The following is a 26,147-nucleotide window of genomic DNA, read 5'->3' on the forward strand; positions in this document are numbered from 1 at the left end:
CGCGATGGCCTCGGTCACCATGTCGAAACAGTTCACAAAGGACATCGATGTCGACGGGTCGTTGAAAAACCGGGCGTGGGACTTCGTCCGCAAGGTAATGAATGATCCCACCGCTCCGGGCCTGCACATCGAGCCGATCGCCGGTTCGCGTGATCCTCGTGTGCGCACCGGCCGGGTCAACGATGGCTACCGAGCCGTGATGTTCCTCGTCCGCGACGATCCCGAGCAGGCGTACGTCCTGGCGGCCATCAAACAGCACGACGACGCCAACCGATACGCCGAGCGTGCGGTCTTGCGCACGAACCCCGTGAACGGTGTCCTGGAGGTACTCGAGGACATCGACGAGCAGGTGACCGGCACAGTATCCGCGTCGACGCCGATCGCGCGTCAGGCTACCGAGCCGGTCGGACCGTTGGCGTCGTTCCAGGCAATGGAATTCGAGGAGATTGGGATCACTCCGCGCTTCGCCGCGGCGGCGATAGCGGCCGCCGACGAGGACGCGCTTCTCGATGCGCTCCATGGCGCACCGTCGTGGCAAGCGGACGTGTTGCTCTCCGTGGCTACCGGTATTGCGATCGAGGACGCGCTCGAGAACGTCGGTGTGCAACGCCTCGACAAAGTTCCGCGATCAACAGACATCGATACCGCGCTCGCACAGCCAGGTTCACAGATGGACTTCGTCACCGTGCACAGCGACGATGCGCTCCGCGAGGTTCTCGAGGGCCCGTTCGAGGCATGGCGCACATTCCTACATCCCGAACAGCGACAGTACGCGGAGCGCCGAACCTATAACGGGGCATTCCGGCTTCGCGGAGGCGCGGGAACGGGCAAGACCGTCGTCGCCATCCACCGGGCCCGCGCGCTCGCCCGCCGCTCTGGCTCGCGCATCGTCCTAACGACGTATACGACCACCCTGGCGAAAAACCTCGCTCGCGACCTCGACGCACTCGACCCGTCGGTCCAGACGGGCGGGCCAGTCGGATCGGACGGCGTTGTCGTCCGTGGCGTTGACAAGCTCGCCAGAGAAGTTCTCTATGCCGTGGACTCGCGCGTGTTTGAGAAGATCGACTCGCCCCTGCTCAACGCCGGTCCGCGCGGTCTTAGCCCGCTTGGTGACGTCGATGACCGCAATCTCTGGCAGGACGTGATCGACCAGGCTGGCGTCGACCTTCCCCCGGAACTCGCGCGACCCGACTTCCTACGGTCGGAGTACCGAATGGTGATTCTCGGCCAGCAGATCGACTCTTCCGCGACCTATGCCCGGGCGCCGCGGCCGGGACGTGGCACGCGTCTTGGGCGCGCCCAGCGCCTCGCCGTGTGGTCGCTGGTCGAAACCTATCGCCGTCGGCTCGCGATGAAACGGCAGGCGAGCTTCCCCGAACTGGCCGCACTCGCCGCCATGGCACTCGACACCCACTTCGAGCTCACCGGGGAACGGCTGGCCGACCACGTCGTGATCGACGAGGCACAGGATCTGCACGCCGGCCATTGGCGGCTCCTCCGCGCGCTCGTGGCCGAGGAGTCGAACGACCTCTTCATCTGTGAGGATTCGCACCAACGGATCTATGGCGAGAAGGTGGTGCTGAGCAGATTTGGCATCGCGGTACGCGGTCGATCCCGCCGGCTCACCCTCAACTACCGGACCACGGCGCAGAATCTCTCCTTTGCCATCGGCCTGCTCGAGGGCCACGACGTCACCGACCTTGAAGGGGAACCGGAGACGATGGTCGGATACCGGTCCCTGATGAACGGTCCGGCGCCCAACGTAGTCGCGTGCAGCAGCATGAGCGACGAACTCGACGAGGTCGCCGCCCGGGTGAAGGCGTGGCAGACAGACGATGCTCTGGAGCCGCACACAATTGGCGTACTGGCGCGAAGCGCGCGGACCCGGGACCTGATACAACGTGGCCTCACCGACCGGGGTGTGCCCGTACACGCTGTCGTCGGCGACGAATCGTGGACAGGTAAGGCGCCGAGCCTACTGACCATGCACCGCGCCAAGGGCCTGGAGTTCCGCAAGGTAATTCTGGTCGGTATCGACGAGAACCAGATTCCCTCCATCCGCGCGCTAAACGGCATGCCGCCGGACGAGCGCGACGACGTCGCCAACCGCGAGCGTTTCCTGCTCTACGTCGCAATGACGCGTGCCCGAGAGGAACTCGTTCTCACCTGGCATGGCAAACCCTCTGGATTCCTCGACCCTCTGCCTACGGACCGGGGGGAGAGCAGATGAAGGTGAGCCGAACGCGATCGACCAGAGGCCGAGCTGCTACATCGGTCAGGGTTCTGTCACGAGGGTAGGTGACGGCCGACTTGTAGCGCCGGAAGGAGGCTGTCTCTGTCGAAACCCCAGCTCAAGAGGATTGCTGCGACGTCGGTCTCATGTCAGGGTTCGCGGAGGGCGGCGCGCTGGCGGAACAGTTGACTGACGACCTTCTCGGGGAGTTCGAGGCCGCCTGGTGTCGGTTCAACTGTTTCGTGCGGGTCGCCGTGGACTTCGCGGTGCAGGCGCTCCATGTCCTCGTCCAGCTTGGCGGCCGTCATCGCCGCTTCGTGGAGGCTGACCAGGAGTTCGTCGGGGACCTGCTTGTCGTACTTGTAGTAGATCTTGTGCTCGAGCGTGGCCCAGAAGTCCATGGCCACGGTGCGGAACTGGACCTCGACGCGGACCGGCGTCGGCCCGTCGGAGAGGAAGACCGGGATCTCGACGATGGCGTGCAGGCTGCGGTACCCGTTCGGCTTGGGGTTGCTGATGTAGTCCTTCACCGTGACGACGGTGACGTCCTCTTGGCCGGTGAGCAGGTCGAACACGTGGTAGGCGTCGGAGACAAACGAGCAGGTGACGCGGACGCCGGCGATGTCGGTGATCTCTTCGCGGATCCGCTCGAAGGTCGGCTCGCAGCCCTTGCGCTGCATTTTCTCGAGCACACCCTCGGGCGACTTGAGCCGCGACGCCACGTGCTCGATGGGGTTGTAGACGTGGATGGCCCGGAACTCCTCCTGGAGGATCCGCACCTTCGTGGTGATCTCGTCCATGCCGAACTTGTACGACAGCATGAACCGCGAGAACTCGTCCCTGAGCTGGCGAAACTCCGCGAGGACCTCGGTCGCCTCACCCACGATGGTGGAGATTGAAGGGGAGTTGCTGGCGTCGGCCCGCGCGAGTTCTTCCACCATTCCGATGGTACGTGCCACTGTATCGGCCCGCCCGAGATGTGACCGGCTGCACTTGAGCACGAGCGGAGGCGGCCCGGCCTCCCGTATCGTCGATCCCGCCTGTGCAGGGAGGAGTGGGCGTGGCGTTGGCGGGGTCGAGTAGCCAGGGTGAGCTGCGTGCTGCCATCGAGAGCCTGCTGCGTGCCTGCGTCGAGGTCGACCGGCAGGTCCAGCAGGTCGCCGACGAGTCACGCGAGCACGTACGCGACGTCGCGCGAGTCCTGGTGGGCGTCCGGATGCCACCGTGGGCCGGTCTGGCCGATGAGATCGCCGGCCTCGGCGGCGCGGTGAGCGCAGAACTGTCGCGGAACCTCGCCGACGCCCGGGCGCCGTTCGTCGCGGAGGTGCACCAGTTGCTCGGGCTGCTCGCGCCGCTGCACGGCCTGGGCCCGGTGCCGGCGTTGACGGCGTCGGCAGCGGCCGCCGACCTGACCCACGCCTTCCCGGCCGGCTTCGCCCGCGACTACGTCGCCGACCTGTTGAGGTCCGTAGAACGCAGCGTGACTCTCGACGTGGACGCGGCCGGCCAGGTGCCAATCGTCTCCGATGCCGCCGCCGACGACGTCAAGGTTGCGGTGGGTGCCAAGCTCCCGAACGATTTCCGGGAGGAATGCGTCCGGCTGTTGCGTGACAGCATCTGCCACACGGTGGAGCGCCACGGACCGCAGATCTCCGACCAGGCCCAGCTGGCCCGACTCCTGTGGGTCAAGGATCCCTCCGGTGACGAATCTTGGCAGATCACATCCGCGGGGCCGGTTGAGTCCACGCACTGGTGCGGTCCTGTCTCGGGTGGATTCACCTCTCCCGCGGCGCTGGCACGCCCGATCGAGGCTTTCCTGCGAGCTGCACACGAGCAGGCAGATGGGATCGACGAATTCTTGAAGAGAAACACCAAGAAGAAGGCGAAGGTCATCGGCATCCACGTCAGCGCGCAGCTGGCGGGACTCCAGGCCGGCGATGCCAGCGGATACCTCGGGGCTGGAACTGGCACCAAGCAGACGCGCCAGGATTGGTTGCTGGCACGTGAGCATGGCTTGGCTGAAGGGCGGCCGACGGTGTTCGGGGTGCCATACGATCCGATCGCCACCGGCACCGACCCAGGAGCAACGCTCGTGTTCAGGAGGGACGGGAATCGATGGCAATTGATCACTTGCTATCCGGTTGAGAAGCAAGGCCCGACCGACCGACGCCTGGAGGACCTCACGTGACGCCCCTGAGCCATAACTTCAAGGCATTCTTCAGCGGCTTCAGCATGGCTGATCATGAGCCGGGGCTCTACGTCGAAGCTTGCGAAGACGTCCCGGAGATGCTCGATGATGATGACGACGGCGACTACCGAGCGTTCCGGGATGAGTTCGCCGCGCACATCCGGGATTCGTCCTTCCCGCCCGCGTCGCCCGCCGATTCGCAGTGGATGACGGATGAGTGGTTGCGCGGCGTCTGGTACGACGCATTCGGGCCGGAGCCGCCGCCGGGCGACCCGTACCCCGTCCCGGCGGAACATTGGGGCCACCTGCGCCAGACCGACTACATGATCTACGCCGTGAAGGAGACCCCGGAGCGTTCCAGCCCGGGCGCCGCCGCCTGGTTGGAGCGCCGCGGCCTGACGAACGCCGAGGTTCGTGCCGGAATCCTGCGGCCGGCTGAGGAGTGCATCAATTTCCGACCGGCGCCGGAGGGGTGGTTGGAGCGGCTGCACGATCTCGTCGAGCGGGGTCTGCGGGAGGAACAGCCCGGCGAACGCTGACCTGCGGATCGGCCGCGCAGCCAATCCGGGCGAGTAGCCGTACCGGCGCCGGGGACGTCGACCCGAGAAGAGGAACAGGCCTGGGCGCACGCTGATGCCCAGGCCTGTCCGCCGCAACGGTCGGCCCGGTGCCCCCCGGACTCGGGCCGACGCGTTCGTCGCCGCGTGATTACCGCGGCATGATGAGGGCGTAGTTGCCGCTCACGTCGTCGTACAGAACGTAGGACCCGTCGGGATAGCAGATGACGGGGTACACGGCTGCGGAGGCGCCCGTGGCCCCCGCGACCGCGAGGCCTCCGGCGACGGCGATCGGCAGCAGAACCCGCCGGACAGTCTTGGTAGCGAACTTCATCGATCTGACTCCTTCAGTGTTCTCCCTGTGCCTGGTCGGCACCGGCCCGGAGCACATCCCACCCAGGGCCAACGCGATGCACCGCCGACAACGCCGTCGGCGACGCCGGGCGATCGTCTGGCCTGTGAACGCCCCCATGTCGAGATCTCGACCGCGGGAAGCCATGCGCTGTCAGTCCCGCGGCGACCGGTCTGCTCGAATCCTGCGGGCGGGGGTCCTGCGGTTCAACGATCCCGGACGATCCCGGACGCGGCGGCCCGCGCCTACGGGGGGACAGTACGGTGAAACTCTGACCCGCTGGCCTAGGCGAACGAGTCTGTCGGCGCCAGCGGCTAACGTGTCGGGGCATGTGGACGAACGTGCCGGCTGAGGACGATCTGGGGCTACGCGCCGTCGTGGGCCCGTCGGCGTATGTGCGCGGGCTGATGTATGCCCAGCAGGGCGCGGTGTCCGATATCGAGTGGGATCCGGCGCGCTGCATGTTCACAGGCAAGGTCATCGGTAGCCGCCGTGATCCCTACGTCACCGCGGCGGTGATGGATCCGCTTGACGACGCGACGTACACGTTCGCCGAAGGCTATTGCACCTGTCCGGTGAAGTTCGACTGCAAGCACGTTGTCGCATTGCTGATCGCCGCAGTGTCCGACGAACGGCCGACGGAGCAACCCACGCCCGAACCCGCTGTGCCGGCGTGGACGCGGGCGTTGGATTCGCTGTTGGGCGACGACGGCACCGGCCAGGGCCGCGACGACGACGCTGTGCCCCTGGCGGTGGAGCTGTCGCTGTACACGCCGCGGACGTCCACGCGGCGGCGCAACCAGGTCACGCAGCCGCAACTGCGGGCGCGCGTGGTGCGGCCGGGGCAGAACGGCTGGGTGGCGGGGCAGCTGAGCTGGTCCGGGCTGCGGCAGCCCTATGGGGTCCAACAGCACCGCGCCGATCAGGTGCAGTGGCTGCGCCAGTTCTACACACTGCACCAGGCCGGACGCCAGGCGTCAGCGTTCTTTCCGTACTACCAGACCGAGGAGAAGTACCTCGACCTGACGGCGTTCGAGTCCAGCCAGCTGTGGCCAATGCTGGACGAGGCAGCATTGCTGGGCATCCGGTTGGTGCATCGGAAGAAGAGCTGGGGCGACATCGACGGCTATCGCACCGCCCGGCTGTCGCTCGATGTCACGAAGGCCGCGGAGTCCGGCGACCTGGTCATCGCGCCGACGCTGGCCGTCGACGGGGTTGGCGAGGACGTCGTCCCGGTCCGGTTCATCGGCGACGACGCCCACGGCTTGGTCTACGCGAGCCGCGCCGACGCCGAGTCCGGCACCGACTCGCAGAACTGGCGGTTCGGCCTGGCCAGGTTCGACCGCCCCGTGGATCACCAGCTGCAGACCATGGTGCTCGACGGCAACCCGCTGACGGTGCCGGCCTCCGACGGCGACCGGTTCCGCGACGAGTACGCCCCACGACTGCACCGGCTGGTGACGGTCGAGTCGTCGGACGGTTCGTTCGCGCCGCCGGATCTCTCCGGGCCGAGGCTGGTCGTCCGCGCCGATTACGACGACGACCACGCGCTGGACCTGCACTGGGAGTGGCTCTACAGCATCGGTGACCAGGAACGACGGTACTCGCTGGGTGTCCATCACGAGGACGACGAGTTCCGCGACCGGGACGCGGAGCGCGCGCTGCTGGCGAGCGTCGATGCCGAGCTCGACGGCATCGAGCTGTCACCGGGCGAGACCGACGAGGCGATTCGACGCCTCACGCGGGGCTTCGGTGACCAGAAGCCGTCGGTCGTCTCGCGGCGCCGGCTGGACGGGCTGGACACCATGCGGTTCAGCACCGAGGCCGTCCGGCGCCTCGAGGACCTCACCGATGTCGACGTCGAAGTCACCGGCGACCCCGCCGACTACCGGGAGGTCGGAGACTCCGTCGTCATCGGCGTGTCCACCGAGGCATCGCCAGGCGAAACCGACTGGTTCGACTTGGGCGTCACCATCACCGTCGAGGGCCAGGACGTGCCGTTCGTCGACGTGTTCAGCGCACTGTCACGGGACGAGCCGTACCTGCTGCTGCCCGATGGCGCGTACTTCTCCGTCCAGAAGCCCGAGCTGCAGGCATTGCGCAAGCTCATCGAGGAGGCCCGCGCACTCGGCGAGAGCACCAGCACCACCACCAGGATCAGCCGGTTCCAGGCCGGGCTCTGGGAAGAGCTCATGGCACTGGGAATCGTGACCAGCCAGGCCGACGCCTGGCGACGCCAGGTCCAGGGGCTACTGACGGCCGATTCGTTCCGGCACACCCAACCGCCGAGCACGCTCCTGGCCGAACTGCGCCCCTACCAGCTGGACGGATACCGGTGGCTGACGTTCCTATGGGAACACGGGCTCGGCGGAATCCTCGCCGACGACATGGGCCTCGGCAAGACGGTGCAGGCGCTGGCGCTGATGTGCCACGCCAAGCAGACCGTCCCGGGCGGCGCACCGTTCCTCGTCGTCGCGCCGACCAGCGTGGTGTCGAACTGGGTGGCCGAAGCCGCGCGGTTCGCGCCCGGGCTAAGCGTCGTACCGGTCACGGACACGCTGCGCCGTCGCGGTCAGTCCATCGACGACGTCATCGACGGCGCGGATGTCGTGGTCACCACCTACACGCTGATGCGTCTGGACGCCGACGCCTACGCCCAGGTGTCGTGGTCCGGGGTGATGTTCGACGAAGCCCAGCACGTGAAGAACCACCAGTCGAAGACGTATCAGAGCGCGCGGAAGCTACCCGCGGCATTCAAGCTGGCCATCACCGGCACGCCGGTGGAGAACAATCTGATGGAGCTGTGGTCTCAGCTGTCGCTCACCGCGCCCGGCCTGTTCCCCAGCCCGAGCCGCTTCGAGCAGTACTACGCCCGTCCGGTCGAGCGGCGGGCCGACACCGGGCTCCTCGCCCAACTGCGCCGCCGCATCAGGCCGCTGGTCCTGCGCCGCACCAAAGATCAGGTGGTCACCGACCTCCCCGCCAAGCAGGAGCAGGTCACCGAGGTCGAGCTGCACCCCGCGCATCGCAAGGTCTACGAGAAGCACCTGCAGCGTGAGCGGCAGAAGGTGCTCGGACTGCTGGACGACATCGACAAGAACCGCTTCACCATCCTGCGGTCACTCACGCTGCTGCGGCAGCTGAGCCTGCACGCCGGGCTCGTCGACCCCGACCACGCCGGACTGCCCAGCGCCAAAATCGGCATGCTGCTCGAACAGCTCCGTGAGGTCGTCGATGGCGGCCACCGCGCACTAGTGTTCAGCCAGTTCACCGGGTTCCTCGGGGTGGTGCGTGAGCACCTGGGCGCCGCCGGAATCGACTACTGCTACCTGGACGGCTCCACCCGCCACCGCGAGCAGGTGATCGCCAGCTTCAAGGACGGAATGGCGCCGGTTTTCCTGATCAGCCTCAAAGCCGGCGGGTTCGGCCTGAACCTCACCGAGGCCGACTACTGCTTCCTCCTCGACCCATGGTGGAACCCGGCCACCGAAGCCCAAGCCGTCGACCGCACCCACCGCATCGGACAGACCCGCAACGTCATGGTGTACCGGCTGATCGCCGCCGACACCATCGAGCAGAAGGTCATGGCGCTCAAAGCACGCAAGGCGGATCTGTCCGCCAGCGTCATGGACGACGGCAACCTGTTCGGCAGCAGCCTCGGCATCGACGACATCCGCGACCTCCTCCAGTAGCACGCGCCGTCCACGGCGTCCCGCCGAGCGGTGAGCCCATGATCATCGGCGATCCACCCCGCCCAGGCGTGGCCGATCGCCGATGATCATGGAGGGCACACCGCACGGCTCACCCGCGCAGGGCGGCCCGGCGGAACAGCCAGCCCGTCGCCAGCGCCGCAGCCACGCCCAACCCGGTGAACCAGGCGGTGAACGCGACCAGGTCGCCGGCGGACGCGGACCCGGTCACCAGGCCGCGCAGCGCCTCGATGGCCACGGTCACCGGCTGGTGCTCGGCGAACCCCTGCAGCCAGCCCGGCAGGCTGTCGACCGGGACGAACGCCGTCGACAAGTACGGCAGGAACAGGGCGACGAAGCTGAACATGCCGGCTGCGTCCACCGACCGCACCGCGAGCCCCCATGCGGCCGCGACGAACGTGAGCGCCACGATGTAGCTGGCAAGCAGCGCCCCGGCGCCGACCCACTCCACGAACGAGCCGTCGGAGCGGAACCCGAGCGCCACCGCGACCAGCAGCACGAGCGCCGTCGACACCAAGTTGCGCGCCACGCTGGCCAGGACGTGCCCGACAACGACGCCGGACGCTCGTACCGGCATGGTGCGCAGCCGTGCCACGACCCCGCGCGTCACGTCCGTATGCACGGACGTCGCCGTCAACGCCGCGCCGAAGCCGGCGCACAGGAGCATCACGCCCGGCGTCACGTACTCCACGTACGACCTGGCCGACACCCCGGACAGGGCGGAGCCGAACACCGTCACGAACAGCAGCATGATCGCGACCGGGGCGACGATCGCGGTGACGAGGCTGTCCAGGTTGCGCAGCGAGTGCACCATGCTGCGCTGGGTGAAGACGAGAGTGGAGCCGATCATGCCGCGACCTCCTGGTCGGTCAGGGTGAGGAAGACGTCGTCGAGGGTGGGCGTACGGACGGTCACGGACGCGACCGGCCGGCCGGCCGCGTGGTAGTGGTTGAGCACGTCGCGCAGCCGTTCGGCGCTGCCGTCGGAGACGACCTGCTCGTGCGACCCGTCGGCGAAGGTGAGCTCGATCCATTCCTCCCCGACCTGACGTTTCAGCTCCGCCGCCGTCCCGGAGGCGACGATGCGGCCGCCGTGCAGGACGGCGACGTGGTCGGCCAGCGCCTCGGCCTCTTCGAGGTACTGCGTGGTGAGGAAGACGGTGGTGCCGGAGTCCGCCAGTCCGGCCACCAGCCGCCATAGGTCCTGCCGGCTGCGCGGGTCCATGCCGGTGGTCGGCTCGTCGAGGAAGACGACGGGCGGCGAGTCGACGAGGCTGGCGGCGAGGTCGAGGCGGCGCCGCATGCCCCCGGAGTACTGACCGGCGCGCCGGTCGGCGGCGTCGGACAGCCCGAACGACGCCAGCAGCTCGTCGGCCCGGGCGGCGGCGTCGCGCCGGCGCCGGCCCAGCAGCCGGGCGATCATCACGAGGTTCTCGCGCCCGGTCAGTTCCTCGTCGACCGACGCGTGCTGGCCGGTGACGCTGATCAGCCGGCGCACCGCCGCGGCCGAGGTCACCACGTCCTGACCAAGGATGCGCGCGCTGCCGCCGGTGGGCCGCCGCAGGGTGGTGAGGATCCGGATGAGGGTCGTCTTGCCGGCGCCGTTCGGCCCGAGCAGGGCGCAGACCTGACCTGCGGGGACGGTGAAGCTGACGCCGTCGAGAACGTTGTGGTTGCCGTAGGACATGCGCAGGTCGGAGACGTCGACCGCGACTTCGGAAGCTCTCATGCTGTATAGCGTAACACTTACGCAGTAAGGGTTACGCAGTAATCTGGTGACGTGACCACAGACGACTACGGCTTGTCGCGCGCCCTGCAGTCGGCGTGGGGGATCGCGCCGGCGCCGACGAAGGGGCCGCGGCCGCGGCTGAGCCTCGAACAGATCGTGACGACGGCGGTCGAGCTCGGCGACCGTGACGGCGTCGACGCCATCACCATGAGCGGTGTCGCGAAGCGGCTCGGCAGCGGCGTCATGTCCCTGTACCGCTACGTCGAGTCGCGCGAGGACCTGTTGATCCTCGCCGCCGACGCCGCCCTCGCCTCGCCGCCGTCGTCGTCCACGCATGAATCACTCGACGACGACGACGGCTGGCGGGTCCGCACCGCCGCCTGGGCCACCGCGATGCGCCGCACCTACCAGGCCCATCCGTGGCTGACCGCGCTCCCGATCACCAGCGAGCCCCTGATGCCGTCGCGGGTGCGTTGGCTGGAGGCGGGCCTGGCCTGCCTGGCCGGGTCGGGCCTCGGCGGCGCGGAGGCGATCTCCGTCGTCACCCTGCTGTGGACGTACATCCGCGGCGACGTCGAGCTCGGTGCCAGCATGGGCGCCTCGGTGCCCGAGGTCGACGACGTCAACGCGTTCCTGGCCGGCCGCTTGCGGGCGATGGCGCCGCCCGGGGAGTTCCCGCGGATGCTGGCGATCCTCGACGGCGAGGTGGCGGGCGGCTCCGACGACACCGACTTCGAGCTGGCGATCGACGTCATCCTGGCCGGCGTCGCGGCCCGCGCCGAGAGTGCGGATCGCCTCGCGACGGACGCACCCTCTGATAGGCGTTGACTTATATAAGCTGATGGCGATAACGTCGGGGACGTGCATGCGTTCGACGTGCTCGGCGATCCGGTCCGGCGCCGCATCCTGGAACTGCTCGCCGACGGCGAGCTGACCTCCGGTGCGGTCACGGCCGTGATCCAGCAGGAGTTCGGCATCAGCCAGCCCGCAGTCTCGCAACACCTCAAGGTGCTGCGTGAGTCCGGCTTCGCGACCGTCCGGCCGGACGGCGCGCGGCGGCTCTACGCGGTCGGCACCGACCCGTTGCGCGACGTCGACGCCTGGCTCGATCGCTTCCGGCGTTTCTGGACCCCGCCGCTGGAGGCGCTGGCGACGGAGTTGGCCCGCGGCAAGCGCGAGCGTCGGCTGCGCGCGGAGGTCGAGCGAGGCACCGCGGCCGCACCACGAGCCCCAGCTGAACCGGCGGCACAGGCAACGGAACCGCACAAGCCGGGTGAGCGTCCCGGCCACGAGACAGACCAGGAGAAGTCCTCATGATCGATGTCGTCCAGCAGATCAACGCCGTGCGCCGCCAAGTCGGCGGCCGAGTCCTCGAGGCCGGCGAGGCGCGCGCCGTCGTCGTCAGTCAGACCTACCCCACGACCGCCGATGACCTCTGGGACGCCTGCACCAACCCGGAGCGGATCCCGCGCTGGTTCCTGCCGGTCAGCGGTGACCTGAAGGAAGGCGGGCGCTACCAGCTCGAGGGCAACGCCGGCGGCGTCGTCGAGCGGTGCGACCCACCGAAGAGCTTCACCGCAACCTGGGAGTTCGGCGGCAACGTGAGCTGGATCGAGGTCCGCGTCGCAGACGAGGGCGGCGAGCGCGCTCGACTCGAGCTCGAGCACCTCGCCCTCATCAACGATGAAGCACTGCAGTTCTGGGACCAGTTCGGCCCGGGCGCGACCGGTGTCGGCTGGGATCTGGGGCTGATCGGCCTCACCCTGCACCTCGGCGGCGATGCCGAAGCGGCCGTCGACCCGGCAGCGGTCGAAGCGTGGACCACGTCGGAGGAAGGCAAGCGCTTCGTGGCACTGGCCAGCGAGAAGTGGCGCGACGCGAACATCGCCGCCGGCACCGCCGGCGAGGCCGCCGCCCAGGCCGCGGCCGACCGCACCACCGCCTTCTATACCGGGCAGCCCGAGACGTGAAGCACGTGATCATCAAGAGTTGATCCGGTTATGACCGGGTCAACTCTTGATGATCATGGGAGCGCGGCGGACACGAGTCAGACGCCGTGCTCAGCGGGCACGCATCCGGACTTCACCGCGGCGGCGAGTGCGGCGTAGTCGGCCTCACAGATGTCGGCGTAGCCGCGGGCCCACTGGGCCACTGCCCGGTCGAACGAGTCCGACCGGCCCAGGTAGCCGCGGACGGCCGCGCCGCCGGCCGACTGGCTGTGTGCCCGGGCGAGCATCCCCGCGCACAGTGCGCTGTAGGCGGAGAACTGCGACGGCTTCAGCGTCGACAGCTCGACCGATCCCTTCATGTCGCGGAACTGCCGCCAGAAGTAGTCGACCCGGGGGCGGTGCTCCGCCTCGCCGGCCCAGCCGGTGATCCAGCCGAGGAACGGGTCGGACTGCGCCTGCAGGATGCGCTGACCGGCGACGACGCGGTGCCCCTGCGTGTGTGGCTGGTCGCCGTCCGGCACGCCGTCGGGGAGCATGTCGGGCATGCCGCCGTAGGTGGACAGCGCTGATGCCTGCGCCTCTTTGGCCTGCAGGAACAACGGCTCGCCGTGCGGGCCGACCAGCATCAGGACGTAGCAGCGGGTGCCGACACTTCCGACGCCCACCACCCGCAGCACGAAGTCGACCAGGTCGAACTGCGACAGCAGCAGTGCGATGTCCTGCCGCAGGGTGGCACGGTAGCGCTCGAACAGGACGCGTAGCTGGTCCAAGGTGGCGTGGTTGACGTGCCGGGTGACCGGCGGCTGGTCGGCGATACACGGCCGGCCGTCGGACTCGACGGTGACGATCTTGGCGAGAACCTGCTCCGACGTGCGACCGCGCGCCTTCTTCGCGGTCTTGCGCAGCACAGAGCGGCTGTCGGCGCTCACGAGGTTCTCCAGCCGCTCGACGTCAACCTGGTAGAAGTACCGTTCCAGCGCGGTCATCTCGTAGAGCTCGCGCAGGGCGTCGCGGTACGCGCGGACGGCGGTCTCCGTAGCCTCCTCGCATGCGTTCTCGTCCATGCCGATGTCGCGCCCGCCGACGTAGACGCTGGCGGCCAGCCGCTTGACGTCCCACTCCCACGGAGCGCTGCCGGCCTCGTCGAAGTCGTTGAGGTCGAACAGCAACTGCCGTTCGGGCGAGGCGAACAGGCCGAAGTTCGAGATGTGGGCGTCGCCGCACGACACCACCTCGACCCCGGTGCGCGGCTCGGCGGCCAGGTCGTGGGCCATGACGGCGGCCGTTCCGCGGTAGTACGCGAACGGCGACTGGAGCATGCGTCCGACACGTACCGGGACCAGCTCGGCCAACCGGCTGGCATGCTGCTCGACGAGGATGCCGACGGGGTCGCGTTCGGGCGGCGCGACCACGGCGTGCCCAGATCGCGGCAGAGTGCCCCGCAGTGCCTTGCCGGCAGCTCGATCGGCCTCGACCCTGGTCACGGTGACTGCCACGGCGCTTCCTCTCGTCGTTCGTGTCGGTGCGACGTCCATCGTCGCTGATCCGCGGACTCGGCGCTCGGCGAGCGCCGACGTTGTCGGTGCCGGGCCGTAGCGTTCCGCGGCATGGCAATCGCGGCGGAGACCAGTGCTGCCGTGACCGTGCCGCGCTGGCGGGGCGGCTACGGGCGGCTGTGGTCCGCGGCGGTGTTGTCGCGCTTCGGCGATGCCCTGCGCAACGTCGCATTGCCGGTAGTCGCGGCCGGCCTCACCACGTCGCCGCTGGCGTTGTCGCTGGTGTCAGCCGCGGGCTTCCTGCCGTGGTTGTTCTTCGGGCTGCTCAGCGGCGCGCTGGCCGACCGGCTCGACCGGCGGCGGGCCATGTGGGTCGTGGACGCGGTCCGGGGCGCGTTGGTCGGCCTGTTCGCGCTGGCGCTCGTGCTCGGGTACGCACACCTCGCGCTGCTGGCGGCGCTGGCGTTCGCACTCACCACGTTGCAGACCCTGTTCGACAACGCCGCGACGGCCATCCTGCCCACCCTGGTGCCCCGCGCGGCGTTGCCGTCGGCCAACGCGCGGCTCATGACGGGGCAGGCGCTGGCCGGCACGTTCCTCGGCGCCCCGGTCGCCGGGCTGCTCGTCGCGGCGGTTGCGCCCGTCCCGTTCGCCATCAATGCCGCGACATACCTGGTGGGCGCGGCTCTCATCGCGTCGCTGCCGAGAACTACGACGACGGCGTCCGGCCCGGTCCCGGCGCCGGGCCGGGCCGCCGGCTCGACGCTGCGGGCCGAGATCGCCGACGGCCTACGCCGGCTCTGGGGCGACCACCTGCTGCGCGCGATCTGCGTGGCCAACCTGCTCGGCAACCTGGTCATCGGCGGGCTGACCGCGCTGATGGTGCTCATCATCACCCGATGGGCCGGCGCGTCGGACGTCGTCTACGGGTTGGTGATGGCCGCGTACGGAGCGGGCGCGACGGTGGGCGGGCTGGTGGCCGCGCGGGTCGGCCGGTGGGTCGGCGGCGTCCGGGCGCTGGTGATCGCCCTGACCACGCAGACCGGCTGCCTCGCCGTCATCGGTTCGGTGCCGCACCCGGCAACGACGGCGGCCGCCCTGGGCGTCTTCGGGGTCGCCGGCATGATCGTCAACGTGCACGATGTCACGCTGACCCAGCAACGGGTGCCGGTCGACATGCTCGGCCGGGTCAGCGCGGCCAGCCGCACCGCGGGAATCGTCGGCGCACCCGCCGGCGCGGTGCTCGCCGGCGTGCTGGCCCAGGCCACCGACGTCAACGTTCCGGCGCTGGCCGGTGCGGGTGTGATGGCGCTCGCCGCGGTGGCCGTGGTCCGCGGCGGCCGCGCCTGACCGCATGATCAGGAGGAATGCCGGTGAGACTGGTGCGCCCGTGTGAGGCTCCCCACGTCGGCTGGCCTCCGGGCGTCCCGCACCGGTAGTGTTCACAGCAGCGAAGGGGAGTAGCCCCCAATGTCGCGGTCGACACACTGACGCCGAGTCTGGCGTCCGGCCGCGCGGCCTCGAACTCGAGGCGGGCGAGACCTTCGACCCATGGCAGCAATGCCGGGTCGGAGTCTCGCGTCTTCCGGTCCGGCGTGATCGGAAGGAAATCGATGGCCGACCTCTGGGCCGCGTTCCTCGTGAGCTTCGGTGTCATCTTCGTCGCCGAGCTCGGCGACAAGTCTCAGCTCATGGCCCTCACGTTCGCCACCCGCTTCAAGGCGTGGCACGTGATCCTCGGCATCACCATCGCCACCACCATCGTCCACCTGGCGTCGGTGGCCATCGGTTTCGGGCTCGGTGCGGCGCTGCCAACCGGCTGGATCAACGTCGTCGCCGCCGTCGCGTTCTTCGGTTTCGCCGCCTGGACGTGGCGGGGCGACACCCTGACCGACGAGGAGAAGGGCAAGGCCGAGCGGGCCACGCGGTCCGCGGTCATCGCCGTCGGTACCGCGTTCTTCCTGGCCGAGCTGGGCGACAAGACCATGCTGGCGACCATCACGCTGGCCACCGACTACGACTGGGTCGGCGTGTGGATCGGGTCCACCATCGGCATGGTGGCCGCCGACGCCCTGGCCATCGTCGTCGGGCGGATGCTCGGGCAGCGGCTGCCGGAGCACGTCATCCGCTACGGCGCCGCCGCCCTGTTCGTCCTGTTCGGCATCTGGCTGCTGATCGAGGGCATCGGCGAGCTGGCGTGACCCCGGTCGGCAGGGCCAGCCGGCGACCGGCGGTCGGCGGCCGGCGTCAGATCCAGCGGTCGAACCACATGCGTGCGCGCCAGTCGTCGTACGGGATGAGCTGGTCGACGTGGATCGGATAGAAGTATGCCGCCGCGGCGAGAACCACCAGCACGTAGCCACCGGCGATGGCCACCCCGATGGCCCGCCGGCTCGGTGACGCGTCCCGTGGACCGATGATCAGCCCGAGCGCGAACACCACCGCCAGCACCATGAACGGGATGACGGCCACGGCGTAGAAGTAGAAGATGGTGCGGTCGACGAAGATCAGCCACGGCACCCAGGTCGCGATGACCCCGGCCAGGATTGCGCCGGCCCGCCAGTCACGCTTGAACCACCACCACAGGCAGACCAGCAGCGCCGCGCAGGCTCCCCACCACAGCGGCGGCGTGCCCAGCGCGAGCACCGCCTGACTGCACCGCTCCACCTCGCAGCCGTTCTCGCCGAGGTCGAAGCTCTCGTAGTCGAACGAGACCGGCCGGCCCAGGTACAGCCACTCCCACGCCTGGGACATGTAGTCGTGGTCGTTGGTGAGGCCGGTGTGGAAGTGCCACATCTCCCAGTGGTAGTGCCACAGGCTGCGCAACCAGCTCGGGACGAGTGCCCCGAGCGTCGACGGCGGGTTGTCGGCCGCCCATTGCCGGCTCCACGCGTCGGCGGAGGCGATCCAGCCCGACCACGACACCAGGTACGTCGCCAAGGCCGCGCCGATCATCGACACGAACGCCATCGGACCGTCCCGCAGCAGCGAGTTGAGCACCGGGCTCTGGATGCCGGCCGCCCGGCGGGCACTGATCTCCCAGAGCACCGTCATGAGCCCGAACACGGCGACGACGTAGAGCCCGCTCCACTTGGTGCCGCACGCCAGGCCGAGCATCACGCCGGCCGCGATCCGCCACGGCCGCCAGCCGAACAACGGGCCGTCGCCCATCGCCTGGCCGGCGCTGACCTTCACCGCCGCCCACTCGGCGTACCTGGCTCTGGCTTGGTCGCGGTCGACCAGGAGGCAGCCGAAGGCCGCCACGATGAACATGGCCAGGATGCCGTCGAGTACCGCGGTCCGGCTCATCACGATGGACAGCCCGTCGACAGCCAGCAGCAGGCCGGCCAGGCAACCCAGCAGCGTCGACCGGAACAGCCGCCGGCCGATCCTGGCCAGCAGGATCACCGTGACCACGCCGGCCAGCGCCACCGCGACCCGCCAGCCGAAGGGGTCCATGCCGAACACCCGGATGCCCTGAGCGATCAGGAACTTGCCGACCGGCGGGTGCACGACGAACGACGGCTCGTCCAGGAACACGTCGAGGTCGCCGTCGAGGATGCGCTCGTTGGCGTCCTCGACGAACTTGCGCGCGTGGCCGAACTCCAGCTGCGACAGCGCGTCCTTGGCGTAGTACGTCTCATCGAAGATGATCTTGTGTGGCCGGCCGAGATCGACCAGCCGCAGCACCGCCGCGATCGCGCCGACCAGCAGCGGGCCGATCCAGCCCCAGACCCGGTCCGTCGGCATCGGCCGGTTCAACCGCGCGCGCAGCACGTCCGCGGCACGGCTGCCGCCGGACGCCTCGGGCGCGTCTACCGTCTGGGTCACCGGGTCATCCTACGAGCGCCCGCTGAGAACTCGCCGGACGTGTCGGTGCAAGCCGGTGTGGCCGCCGTCGCCGGTTGCGCGAGGATGGACCCGTGGACCGACCAGCGCTGACCGACCCGACCGACGGCGTCCTGGTGCTGGCCGGCACCCCGATCGGCGACGTCGACGACGCCCCGCCCCGGCTCGCGCAGGAACTGGCCGGCGCTGACGTCGTCGCCGCCGAGGACACCCGCCGGCTGCTGCGGCTGGCCTCCGCGTTGGGCGTGACCATCGGCGGCCGGCTGATCTCCTACTTCGAGGGCAACGAGGCCGGCCGCACCCCGGACCTGATCCGGCAGCTCGCCGACGGCGCCCGGGTCGTGCTGGTGACCGACGCCGGCATGCCCTCGGTGTCCGACCCCGGATACCGGCTGGTGGCCGCCGCGGTCGAGGCCGGGGTGAGGGTGACGTCGGTGCCCGGCCCGTCGGCGGTCCTCACGGCGTTGGCGGTGAGCGGCCTGCCGGTGGACCGCTTCTGCTTCGAGGGGTTCCCGCCGCGGCGGCCCGGTGAACGGTCCCGGGTCTTCGGTGCGCTGGCCGCCGAGCCGCGGACCATGGTGTTCTTCGAGTCGCGGCACCGGTTGGCGGCGACCCTGCGGTCGATGGCCGAGGCCTTCGGGGGCGACCGCCCGGCCGCCGTCTGCCGCGAGCTCACGAAGACGCACGAAGAGGTCAAGCGCGGCTCCTTGGCCGCACTCGCGGAATGGGCCGCCGAGGACGGGCCGCTGGGCGAGATCACGCTGGTGGTGGCCGGTGCCGTTCGCGACGCGACGCCCGTGTCGGCCGCCGACGCGGCCGCTCTGGTCGCCGAGCGCGAAGCCACCGGGGTGACCAGGAAGGAGGCGATCGCCGCGATCGCCCGCGAGGTCGGCATGCCCAAACGCGAGGTCTACAACGCCGTCGTCGCCGCGAAACCCCCGGCCCCCTGAGCCACGCCGGCCGACCTCGAAATGATCACGTTCGGCATGGGTGTTCCCGCTCCGCCATGAATGCTTGCCTGGTACAGCGGGAGATCGCCTCGCGCGCAACCCACGAAGCGACGCCACGCGCACTGACGTCGGCCGCTCAGGCCTGGCCGGTCTCCAGACGGCTGATCCTCCCGCCGACGACGGCGAACGCCCACGCCGTGCGCATCTCGCCCCAGGTGTCGTTGCGATACCGCGCCATGAGCGCCAGGCCGTCCGCCGGCTGCGTCTCGACGTCGAGGTGGCCGTGGACGGTGAAGATTTCGCGGTCGATCCACTCCTCGAGGTTCCGCTGGCTGCCGTCGTCGGTCAGGGTCGCGTCGGCGGTGAGGAGGTCGAGGAACGCGGTGCGGTCGCCGTCGTTGATCGCCGTGACGAGTGCGCGGACGGTCGGGTTCGTCAGGCCGGCGGTGGGGATCATCGAAAGCGCCCTTCGGGTCGACAGCGCCGTCGGTGGTCAACCTACGCCGGCCGACACCAGGCGTCCTCCCGCTGTACCGGGCAAGCATTCATGGTGGAGCGGGAAGACCCATGCCGAACGTGATCATTTGGGGGTCAGTCAGCGGGGCGGGGTCGGGCGGGGTCGGCGGGTCGGCGGGCGGCGTCAGGTGAGGGTGGTCGCGACGGCGGTGAGCCAGGGTGCAGCGACGGCGACCGTGGGGACGACGACGAGGGCGACCGCCGCCGCGTAGGCCAGGGCCGCCAGCAGCCACGCCGGCACCGCGCCCGCCACGCTGCCCGGACAGGCCGCGTCGCCGCTGGCCAGCCGGCGGATGCGTACCGCCGGCGACACCGCGCCCGACCCGAGTGTCCCGGCCGGGACCGGCGCGTCGGCCAGCCGAGCCAGCGCCCGCGCCAGCGGTACCGGGCCGCAGCGGCGGCGGGCGGCGTCGTCGGCGAGCATCTCGACCAGCCCCGCGGTGGCTTCCAGGGCGGCGCGGCTGCGTACGACGCGGGGGAACGCGTTGTGCAGGACGCTGAACGCTTCGAGCACGAGGTCGTGCCGGGCACGGGCGTGCGCCCGCTCGTGGGCGAGCACCGCGTCCACCTCGGCCGGCGCCAGGCCGTCCAGTGCGGGCGTGGACACCACGAGCCGCGACGGTAGTCCGGGGATGCAGTAGGCGACCGGCCGGGCGGCGTCGAGCACCAGGGCGCCGGGTGCGCGCTGGTCGGGCCGGCCGACGAGGTCGACGAGGTGGCGTTGGCGGCGGCGCCGGGCCCGCAACGCCATGCCCAGCGTGTGCGCCGACCACAGCAGCCGCGCCGCCACCACGAGCGTCAGGACCAGCGCCACGGCGTGCAGGACCACGACTCCGGGGCCGGGCGAGGAGTGCATCATGACGAGGGTTCCGGCCGATGCCCCCGCGCCCAGCGCGGACAGCACCGCCGCGAGGGCCAATGCCTGCCACAGGACGAGCGCCGCTCGCGGTACCGCGAGCGGCCACCGGGCGCGGGCGAGCAGTGCCGGTGCCGGTCCGGTGAGCAGCAGCGCCAGCACCAGCAGGACGACCGGGGTGATGGTCTCGTTCACGGCCCGCTGCCTGCGTCGGACGGCTGTGCGGTGTCCTCCACGGCCTCGACTGCCGCCAGGGCGGCCCGCAGCGCCTCGGCGTCGTCCACCGAGACGGAGCCGACGAACCGCAGCAGTGCCGCCGTCCGGTCGGAGCCGTCGACGGTGTCGAGCGCCTCGTGCATGAGCTCCGCGGTGAGCTCGTCGCGGGTCATCGCGGGCCGGTACCGGTACGCCCGGCCGTCGCGGATCTGTTCGGCCGAGCCCTTGCGGGCCAGTCGGTTGAGCACGGTCATGACGGTGGTGTAAGCAACCTCACGCGATCCGGACAGTGCCTCGTGCACCTGGCGCACTGTCGCGGGCTGGTCGAAGGCCCAGAGCTGCTCCATGGCTGCCCGTTCGAGCTCGCCCAACCTGGTCCGTCCTCTCATACCCCCCAGTCTACCGACCGCACGTCGTACTACGATGTGTCGTAGAATCTACGACAGGACGTAGTACCAAGCCGAGGGACGCGTATGGACGTGCTCGATCTGGCTCGTTGGCAGTTCGGCATCACGACGGTGGTGCACTTCTTCTTCGTACCGTTCACCATCTCCATGACGTTCCTCGTCGCCATCATGCAGACGGTCTGGATGAGGACGCAGAACGAGCGCTGGCTGCGGCTGACGAAGTTCTTCGGCAAGCTGCTGCTGATCAACCTGGCCGTCGGTGTCGTCACCGGGCTGGTGCAGGAGTTCCAGTTCGGCATGAACTGGAGCGACTTCAGCCGCTTCGTCGGCGACGTGTTCGGTGCGCCGCTGGCCATGGAGGCGCTGCTCGCGTTCTACCTGGAGTCCGTGTTCATCGGCGTCTGGATCTTCGGCTGGGGGCGCATCCCACCGAAGATCCACCTGGCGACCATCTGGGTGACGGCGTTCGCGTCGCTGCTGTCGGCCTACTTCATCCTGGCGGCGAACTCGTTCATGCAGAACCCGGTCGGCTACGAGATCAACGAGGCGGCCGGACGTGCCGAGCTCACCGACATCTGGGCCGTCCTGACCAACAAGGTCCTGCTCATCACGTTCCCGCACACCATCTTCGCGGCGTTCATGGTGGGCGGCGGCGTGGTCGCGGCGGTCGCCATGTGGCACCTGGTCCGCGGCGCCCGCGCTCCGGAACAGGGCGAACCCGGCGCCCCGTCGGACCGGACGGCCTTCCGCACCGCGCTGCGCATCGGCGCGGTCACCGTCATCGTCGGCGGCATCGGCGTCGCCATCACCGGCGACACCCAGGGCAAGGTGATGACCGAGGTCCAGCCGATGAAGATGGCCGCCGCCGAGGCGCTCTACGAGACCCAGCAGCCGGCGCCGTTCTCGCTGTTCACCGTCGGGACGCTGGACGGCAGCGAGGCGCTGTACTCGATCGAGATCCCGCAGCTGCTGTCGTTCCTCGGCACGGGGTCGTTCGACGGCGAGGTGCAGGGCATCAACAACCTGCAGGAGGAGTACGAGGAGCTCTACGGCCCCGGCGACTACAGCCCCAACATCCCGGTGACCTACTGGACGTTCCGCATGATGATCACCGCGGGCGGGCTGGCTGGCGTCATCGCGCTGTGGCAGCTCTGGGCCACCCGGCGCGGTCAGGTGCCGACGTCGCGGTGGGCGCTGCGAGCCGCCGCCGTCTTGCCGGTCCTGCCGCTCGCGGGCAACACATTCGGCTGGATCTTCACCGAGATGGGCCGGCAGCCCTGGCTCGTCTTCGGGCTGATGCCGACGGCGTCGGGCGTCACCCCCGGGTCCACCAGTACGACGGTGTTCGCCTCGCTGGCCGCGTTCACCGTCCTCTACGCCGGCCTGACCTGGCTGTGGGTGCATCTGCTGGTCAAATACGCCCGGCCCGGACTGCCCGACGTCACGCCGCCGGACTCCGCCGACGACGGGGAACGCGGCGGCTCGGCACCCGGTGCCCCCGGCGACGACGCCGACAGCGACGACGCCGACCGCCCGCTGACCTTCGCCTACTAGGGAGTGTCCCGATGGAGCTCAGCACTCTGTGGTTCGTGCTCATCGCCGTGCTGTGGATCGGCTACCTGGCGCTGGAGGGGTTCGACTTCGGCGTCGGCATGCTGACCCGGCGGTTCGCGCGGGACGATCGTGAGCGCCGCGTCCTCATCAACACCATCGGCCCGGTGTGGGACGGCAACGAGGTCTGGGTCATCACGGCCGTCGGCGCCACGTTCGCGGCGTTCCCGGAGTGGTACGCCACGGCGTGGTCGGCCTACTACCTGCCGCTGGTGGTGATCCTGCTGGCGTTGATCGGCCGCGGCCTGGCCTTCGAGTACCGTGCCAAGGGCGACACCGAGAGCTGGCGGCGGCGCTGGGACCTCGTCATCTTCGCCGGGTCCGCGGTGCCGGCGTTCGCCTGGGGCGTGCTGCTGGCCGTGTTCGTGCAGGGCCTGCCGCTCGATGCGAACCACGACTTCGTCGGCGGCCTGGGGGACATGCTGACGCCGTACACGCTGCTCGGCGGCGTCGTCACACTGATGTTGTCGCTGCTGCACGGTGCCCACTACGTGGCGCTGAAGACCGTCGGCGACATCCGCGACCGGGCCGGCCGGCTGGCCCGTCGGCTGGCGCTGCCGGTCGGTGCGCTGGTTGCGGCGTTCCTCGGCTGGACCGTCCTCCGCGACGGCAACGCTTCCTGGACGGTGGCGGCGTCCGCGGTGGCGGCTGTAGCGGCGCTTGCCCTGGGCGCGAGCGCGATCGGCCGGGCCCGCGAGGGCTGGGCGTTCACGGCGACCTTCGCGGCGGTGGTGGCCCTGGGTGCGACGCTGTTCGGCGGGTTGTTCCCGGACGTGCTGCCGTCGACGCTGGATGCCGCGGACGGCCTGACCACGGCCAACGCCTCGTCGTCGGAGTACACGCTCACGGTGATGACGTGGGTGGCGGTGCCGTTCGTTCCGCTCGTGATCGCCTACCAGAGCTGGGTGTACTGGATGTTCCGGCGCCGCATCGGAATCCAGCACATCCCGTAGGGCGGCGCTCGGTATCGTGCCGTCGTGAGCAGGCGCGATGCGCCGGCGTCGACGCGGGTGGGTGAGGGCGATCCAGCTTCTCCTGGTGGTCGTGGGCGCGATCGTGGTGACGGCGATCGCCAACCGCCGCGGCCTGCAGCCGTCGCTGGTGGTCGTGGTCATCGCCGCGGCGGTGTCGTTCATCCCCGGGGTGCCGCGGTTCGAGCTTGACCCGGAGCTCATCCTGAGCGTGGTGCTGCCGCCGCTGCTGTACTCGGCCGCGCTCGACTTCTCCGTCTACAGCCTGGCCCGCAACCTCCGGCCGATCCTGGCCCTCGGCGTCGGCATGGTGGTCGTGTCGATGCTGGTGACGGGCGTAGTGGCCTGGTGGGTGGTGCCCGGGATGGCGCTCGTGCCGGCCCTGGTGCTCGGTGCGGTGGTGGCGCCGCCGGACGCCGTCAGCGCGGTGGCCATCGGCCGCAAGCTCGGCCTGCCGAAACGCCTCATGAACATCCTGACCGGCGAGAGCCTGGTCAACGACGCCACCGCGCTGACCATCTTCAGCCTGGCCGTGGCTGCCGCCACCGGGAGCCACCCGTTCATCGACAACGCGGTGTTGCTGTTCCTGTACGCATCCGTCGTCGGCGTCGGGGTCGGCCTCGCGCTGGGCGTCGTCGTGCACTGGATCCGGCAGCGGCTGGGGGAGAGCGGACTGGAGACGGCGCTGGGGTTGCTGGTGCCGTTCGCCGCCTACCTGTTCGCCGAGGAACTGCACGGGTCCGGCGTGTTGGCGGTCGTGACGGCGGGCTTCTTGCTCGGTCACCGCGATGCGGGCGCCGGCTTCGCCACCCGGCTGCAGGGCCGGCAGGTCTGGAAGAGCCTGGATGTGCTGCTGGAGGCGTTCGTCTTCGCGTACATGGGGCTGCAGTGCCGGTTCGTCTTCGCCGATCTGTCTCTCGGCGAGACGTCGTGGTGGGCGTTCGCGCTGTCCGCGGCCGTGGTACTGGTCGTCGTGCTGCTGATCCGGCCGGTCTGGGTGTTCCTCGTCTGCGGCCAGCGGATCCTGCGCCGCCGCTGGCTCCCGTGGCTGCCGCGGGCGCCGTGGGAGAAGCGCACCGAGGCGTTGCCTCGTTCCCACCTGATCGTGATCTCCTGGTCGGGGATGCGCGGCGTGGTCACGCTGGCCGCGGCCGCGGGCATCCCCGCCGTCACCGCCGACGGCGAGCCGTTCCCCGGCCGCAGCACCATCCAGGCGCTGGCGTTCGTCGTCGCCGTCGGATCCCTGCTCGTCCAGGGGCCGACGCTGCCGCTGCTGGTCCGCCGGCTGAACATCTCGACCGAAGCCGAGGCGGAGGCCGAGGCCCAAGCCGAGCGACGAGCCCGGCAGATCGCCCGCGCGGCCGGCGACGACGCACTGCGGCGCATGCTGCACGACCCGCCACCCGGCGCCGACGCCGCCGTGCTGGCGCGGATGGAGGAGCGGATCGCCGCCGCCATGGACGCGCGCCAGTCCGCCGACGATCGCGACGCCGACGTCGAGGAGGAAGCCGAGCGCTCGCCCGTCGTCCGCGAGACGATGCTGGTGGTGCGCCGTGCTGTCCTCGCGGCACAGCGGCAGGCACTCACCGCGGCCCGCGACGCCGGCGAGCTCGATGACGAGACCATGCGCCGTGAGCTCGAGCGGCTGGACTACGAGGAGGCGGCGGCGTCGCAATGACGCCGTCGCGGGTGACCCGCCGCGGAACGGGTACGTACCCTCAATACAGGAGGCGGCGCTGCTCGCCGGCCGCGGCGCTGGGGGCCATGAAGGGTGACAGGGTCGAGATCGTCATCGACGCGGGCGACACCACCCGCACCTACGAGCTGGCCGCCACCCGTGCCGGCCGCCGGGTCGACGTCAGCATCGGCCGCGGCGTCGTGGTCGTGGCCGAGGTCACCCGGTCCGGCACGCCGGTGCGCACCGCCCGGTTCATGTCGGCGCGGGTGCTGGCGCTCGTAGAGCATCCGGCGTCCCAGGCGGCCATCGCCCAGGACGCCGGCGAGCCGGCCTGACCCCGTCTCACATGTACCGCGGGAACGGCGGGTAGACGTACCCGGGCGCCCAGAACGGCGGGTAGCCGTAGTAGCCGTACAGGTCCTCGTAGTAAGTGGGCTGCTCGTGGATGAGGTCCGGGTCGTAGGCCGGTGCGGAGGCCACTCGGGTGCGTTCGGTGCCCAGGTGCACGGTGTCGTCGTCGACGCGGACCACGGCGTCGACCGGGATGAGCTGCTTCTTCTCACCGATGCCGAGGAAGCCGCCCGACCCTACGTGCAGGAACCGGACCTTCCGCTCGTCGGGATCGATGAGGAGGTCGTCGATCTCGCCCACCTCGTCGCCGTTGCGGTCGACGAGGGTGCGGCCGCGGACGTCGTCGTCAGGGTCGGCCGTGGTCAGGTCCGTATCGGTGAGATGTACCAGCGCCTTGGGCGATTCGGTGGTCATCGGACTCTCCCTTCCTCTACTGGAGCCGTGCCCGCGCGCCCGGTGTCCAAACGGGCCGGGGTGGGTACGCGGACCAACGACGTTGGACACACGACGAGGATGGTGAGTCGCG

24 protein-coding genes are annotated in these 26,147 nt (G+C 69.9%); 14 read left to right on the plus strand and 10 right to left on the minus strand.

Annotated features, from left to right (window positions below):
* Positions 1-4: 4 nt before the first annotated feature.
* Complete coding sequence (locus JIAGA_RS0104765) at positions 5-2,233, plus strand: 3'-5' exonuclease (RefSeq protein ID WP_026874779.1); 2,229 nt, start codon at positions 5-7, stop codon at positions 2,231-2,233.
* 152 nt (positions 2,234-2,385) lie between these two features.
* Here the strand turns inward: JIAGA_RS0104765 and JIAGA_RS0104770 are convergent, their stop codons facing one another.
* Positions 2,386-3,177 carry a GTP pyrophosphokinase gene (locus JIAGA_RS0104770; protein WP_084469470.1) on the minus strand — a complete coding sequence of 264 codons (792 nt, stop codon included), beginning with the start codon at positions 3,175-3,177 and terminating at the stop codon, positions 2,386-2,388.
* Positions 3,178-3,296: 119 nt separating this feature from the next.
* Here JIAGA_RS0104770 and JIAGA_RS0104775 point away from each other — a divergent pair, with 119 nt between their 5' ends.
* Positions 3,297-4,424: a hypothetical protein gene (locus JIAGA_RS0104775; protein WP_157552711.1), complete on the plus strand. Its 1,128-nt coding sequence runs from the start codon at positions 3,297-3,299 to the stop codon at positions 4,422-4,424.
* Positions 4,421-4,963 carry a hypothetical protein gene (locus tag JIAGA_RS0104780; protein WP_026874782.1) on the plus strand — a complete coding sequence of 181 codons (543 nt, stop codon included), beginning with the start codon at positions 4,421-4,423 and terminating at the stop codon, positions 4,961-4,963. The genes JIAGA_RS0104775 and JIAGA_RS0104780 overlap by 4 nt, the downstream gene beginning before the upstream one ends.
* Positions 4,964-5,132: 169 nt before the next feature.
* Here the strand turns inward: JIAGA_RS0104780 and JIAGA_RS0104785 are convergent, their stop codons facing one another.
* Positions 5,133-5,315, minus strand: a complete 183-nt coding sequence (locus JIAGA_RS0104785; RefSeq protein ID WP_026874783.1) for a hypothetical protein — start codon at positions 5,313-5,315, stop codon at positions 5,133-5,135.
* 347 nt (positions 5,316-5,662) lie between these two features.
* On the opposite strand from JIAGA_RS0104785, the gene JIAGA_RS0104790 reads away from it, so the two are divergent.
* A complete protein-coding gene (locus tag JIAGA_RS0104790) occupies positions 5,663-9,025 on the plus strand; it encodes a DEAD/DEAH box helicase (RefSeq protein ID WP_051425731.1) in 3,363 nt (1,120 codons plus the stop codon).
* Between the two features lie 109 nt (positions 9,026-9,134).
* Here the strand turns inward: JIAGA_RS0104790 and JIAGA_RS0104795 are convergent, their stop codons facing one another.
* A complete protein-coding gene (locus tag JIAGA_RS0104795; RefSeq protein WP_026874785.1) occupies positions 9,135-9,893 on the minus strand; it encodes an ABC transporter permease in 759 nt (252 codons plus the stop codon).
* Positions 9,890-10,771 carry an ABC transporter ATP-binding protein gene (locus JIAGA_RS0104800; RefSeq protein ID WP_035812096.1) on the minus strand — a complete coding sequence of 294 codons (882 nt, stop codon included), beginning with the start codon at positions 10,769-10,771 and terminating at the stop codon, positions 9,890-9,892. The genes JIAGA_RS0104795 and JIAGA_RS0104800 overlap by 4 nt, the downstream gene beginning before the upstream one ends.
* A gap of 51 nt (positions 10,772-10,822) precedes the next feature.
* Here JIAGA_RS0104800 and JIAGA_RS27585 point away from each other — a divergent pair, with 51 nt between their 5' ends.
* The 3 genes from JIAGA_RS27585 to JIAGA_RS0104815 are packed head-to-tail and all read left to right on the plus strand — an operon-like array spanning position 10,823 to position 12,741.
* Positions 10,823-11,599 (plus strand): TetR/AcrR family transcriptional regulator, encoded by a 777-nt coding sequence (locus tag JIAGA_RS27585; RefSeq protein ID WP_051425732.1) that lies wholly within the window; start codon positions 10,823-10,825, stop codon positions 11,597-11,599.
* A gap of 33 nt (positions 11,600-11,632) precedes the next feature.
* On the plus strand, positions 11,633-12,088 hold the full coding sequence (locus JIAGA_RS27590; protein ID WP_084469471.1) for an ArsR/SmtB family transcription factor: 456 nt from the start codon (positions 11,633-11,635) through the stop codon (positions 12,086-12,088).
* On the plus strand, positions 12,085-12,741 hold the full coding sequence (locus JIAGA_RS0104815; protein ID WP_026874787.1) for an SRPBCC family protein: 657 nt from the start codon (positions 12,085-12,087) through the stop codon (positions 12,739-12,741). Before JIAGA_RS27590 ends, JIAGA_RS0104815 begins: the two co-directional genes overlap by 4 nt.
* Positions 12,742-12,818: 77 nt before the next feature.
* On the opposite strand, the gene JIAGA_RS0104820 is transcribed toward JIAGA_RS0104815, so the two are convergent.
* Positions 12,819-14,216 carry a DUF2252 domain-containing protein gene (locus JIAGA_RS0104820; protein WP_026874788.1) on the minus strand — a complete coding sequence of 466 codons (1,398 nt, stop codon included), beginning with the start codon at positions 14,214-14,216 and terminating at the stop codon, positions 12,819-12,821.
* 111 nt (positions 14,217-14,327) lie between these two features.
* Between JIAGA_RS0104820 and JIAGA_RS0104825 the strand changes: the two genes are divergently transcribed.
* Both JIAGA_RS0104825 and JIAGA_RS0104830 read left to right on the plus strand, forming a co-directional pair.
* Positions 14,328-15,566 carry an MFS transporter gene (locus JIAGA_RS0104825; protein WP_026874789.1) on the plus strand — a complete coding sequence of 413 codons (1,239 nt, stop codon included), beginning with the start codon at positions 14,328-14,330 and terminating at the stop codon, positions 15,564-15,566.
* Positions 15,567-15,829: 263 nt separating this feature from the next.
* Positions 15,830-16,417, plus strand: a complete 588-nt coding sequence (locus JIAGA_RS0104830; RefSeq protein WP_026874790.1) for a TMEM165/GDT1 family protein — start codon at positions 15,830-15,832, stop codon at positions 16,415-16,417.
* A 46-nt stretch (positions 16,418-16,463) separates the two neighbouring features.
* Here the strand turns inward: JIAGA_RS0104830 and JIAGA_RS27595 are convergent, their stop codons facing one another.
* Positions 16,464-18,047, minus strand: a complete 1,584-nt coding sequence (locus tag JIAGA_RS27595; RefSeq protein ID WP_051425734.1) for a dolichyl-phosphate-mannose--protein mannosyltransferase — start codon at positions 18,045-18,047, stop codon at positions 16,464-16,466.
* 92 nt (positions 18,048-18,139) lie between these two features.
* Between JIAGA_RS27595 and rsmI the strand changes: the two genes are divergently transcribed.
* Entirely contained in the window at positions 18,140-19,015 is an 876-nt protein-coding gene (gene rsmI / locus JIAGA_RS0104840; protein ID WP_026874791.1) for a 16S rRNA (cytidine(1402)-2'-O)-methyltransferase, read from the plus strand.
* A 136-nt stretch (positions 19,016-19,151) separates the two neighbouring features.
* On the opposite strand, the gene JIAGA_RS0104845 is transcribed toward rsmI, so the two are convergent.
* The 3 genes from JIAGA_RS0104845 to JIAGA_RS0104855 form a co-directional block, all read right to left on the minus strand.
* Complete coding sequence (locus JIAGA_RS0104845; protein WP_026874792.1) at positions 19,152-19,472, minus strand: hypothetical protein; 321 nt, start codon at positions 19,470-19,472, stop codon at positions 19,152-19,154.
* Positions 19,473-19,655: 183 nt separating this feature from the next.
* Entirely contained in the window at positions 19,656-20,582 is a 927-nt protein-coding gene (locus tag JIAGA_RS0104850; RefSeq protein ID WP_026874793.1) for a M56 family metallopeptidase, read from the minus strand.
* On the minus strand, positions 20,579-20,992 hold the full coding sequence (locus tag JIAGA_RS0104855) for a BlaI/MecI/CopY family transcriptional regulator (RefSeq protein WP_026874794.1): 414 nt from the start codon (positions 20,990-20,992) through the stop codon (positions 20,579-20,581). The genes JIAGA_RS0104850 and JIAGA_RS0104855 overlap by 4 nt, the downstream gene beginning before the upstream one ends.
* Before the next feature lie 84 nt (positions 20,993-21,076).
* Here JIAGA_RS0104855 and JIAGA_RS0104860 point away from each other — a divergent pair, with 84 nt between their 5' ends.
* From JIAGA_RS0104860 to JIAGA_RS0104875, 4 genes are all read left to right on the plus strand, one after another.
* A complete protein-coding gene (locus JIAGA_RS0104860; protein ID WP_026874795.1) occupies positions 21,077-22,564 on the plus strand; it encodes a cytochrome ubiquinol oxidase subunit I in 1,488 nt (495 codons plus the stop codon).
* Between the two features lie 11 nt (positions 22,565-22,575).
* Entirely contained in the window at positions 22,576-23,574 is a 999-nt protein-coding gene (gene cydB / locus JIAGA_RS0104865) for a cytochrome d ubiquinol oxidase subunit II (protein ID WP_026874796.1), read from the plus strand.
* A gap of 70 nt (positions 23,575-23,644) precedes the next feature.
* A complete protein-coding gene (locus JIAGA_RS0104870) occupies positions 23,645-25,270 on the plus strand; it encodes a Na+/H+ antiporter (RefSeq protein ID WP_026874797.1) in 1,626 nt (541 codons plus the stop codon).
* 86 nt (positions 25,271-25,356) lie between these two features.
* The gene (locus JIAGA_RS0104875; protein ID WP_026874798.1) at positions 25,357-25,605 is read left to right on the plus strand and encodes a hypothetical protein; all 249 of its coding nucleotides are present in this window, start codon (positions 25,357-25,359) and stop codon (positions 25,603-25,605) included.
* 7 nt (positions 25,606-25,612) lie between these two features.
* Here the strand turns inward: JIAGA_RS0104875 and JIAGA_RS0104880 are convergent, their stop codons facing one another.
* A complete protein-coding gene (locus tag JIAGA_RS0104880) occupies positions 25,613-26,035 on the minus strand; it encodes a PRC-barrel domain-containing protein (RefSeq protein ID WP_026874799.1) in 423 nt (140 codons plus the stop codon).
* Positions 26,036-26,147 lie beyond the last annotated feature (112 nt).

Origin of the sequence: Jiangella gansuensis DSM 44835, from assembly GCF_000515395.1 — a bacterium.
Taxonomy (GTDB): Bacteria; Actinomycetota; Actinomycetes; order Jiangellales; family Jiangellaceae; genus Jiangella; species Jiangella gansuensis.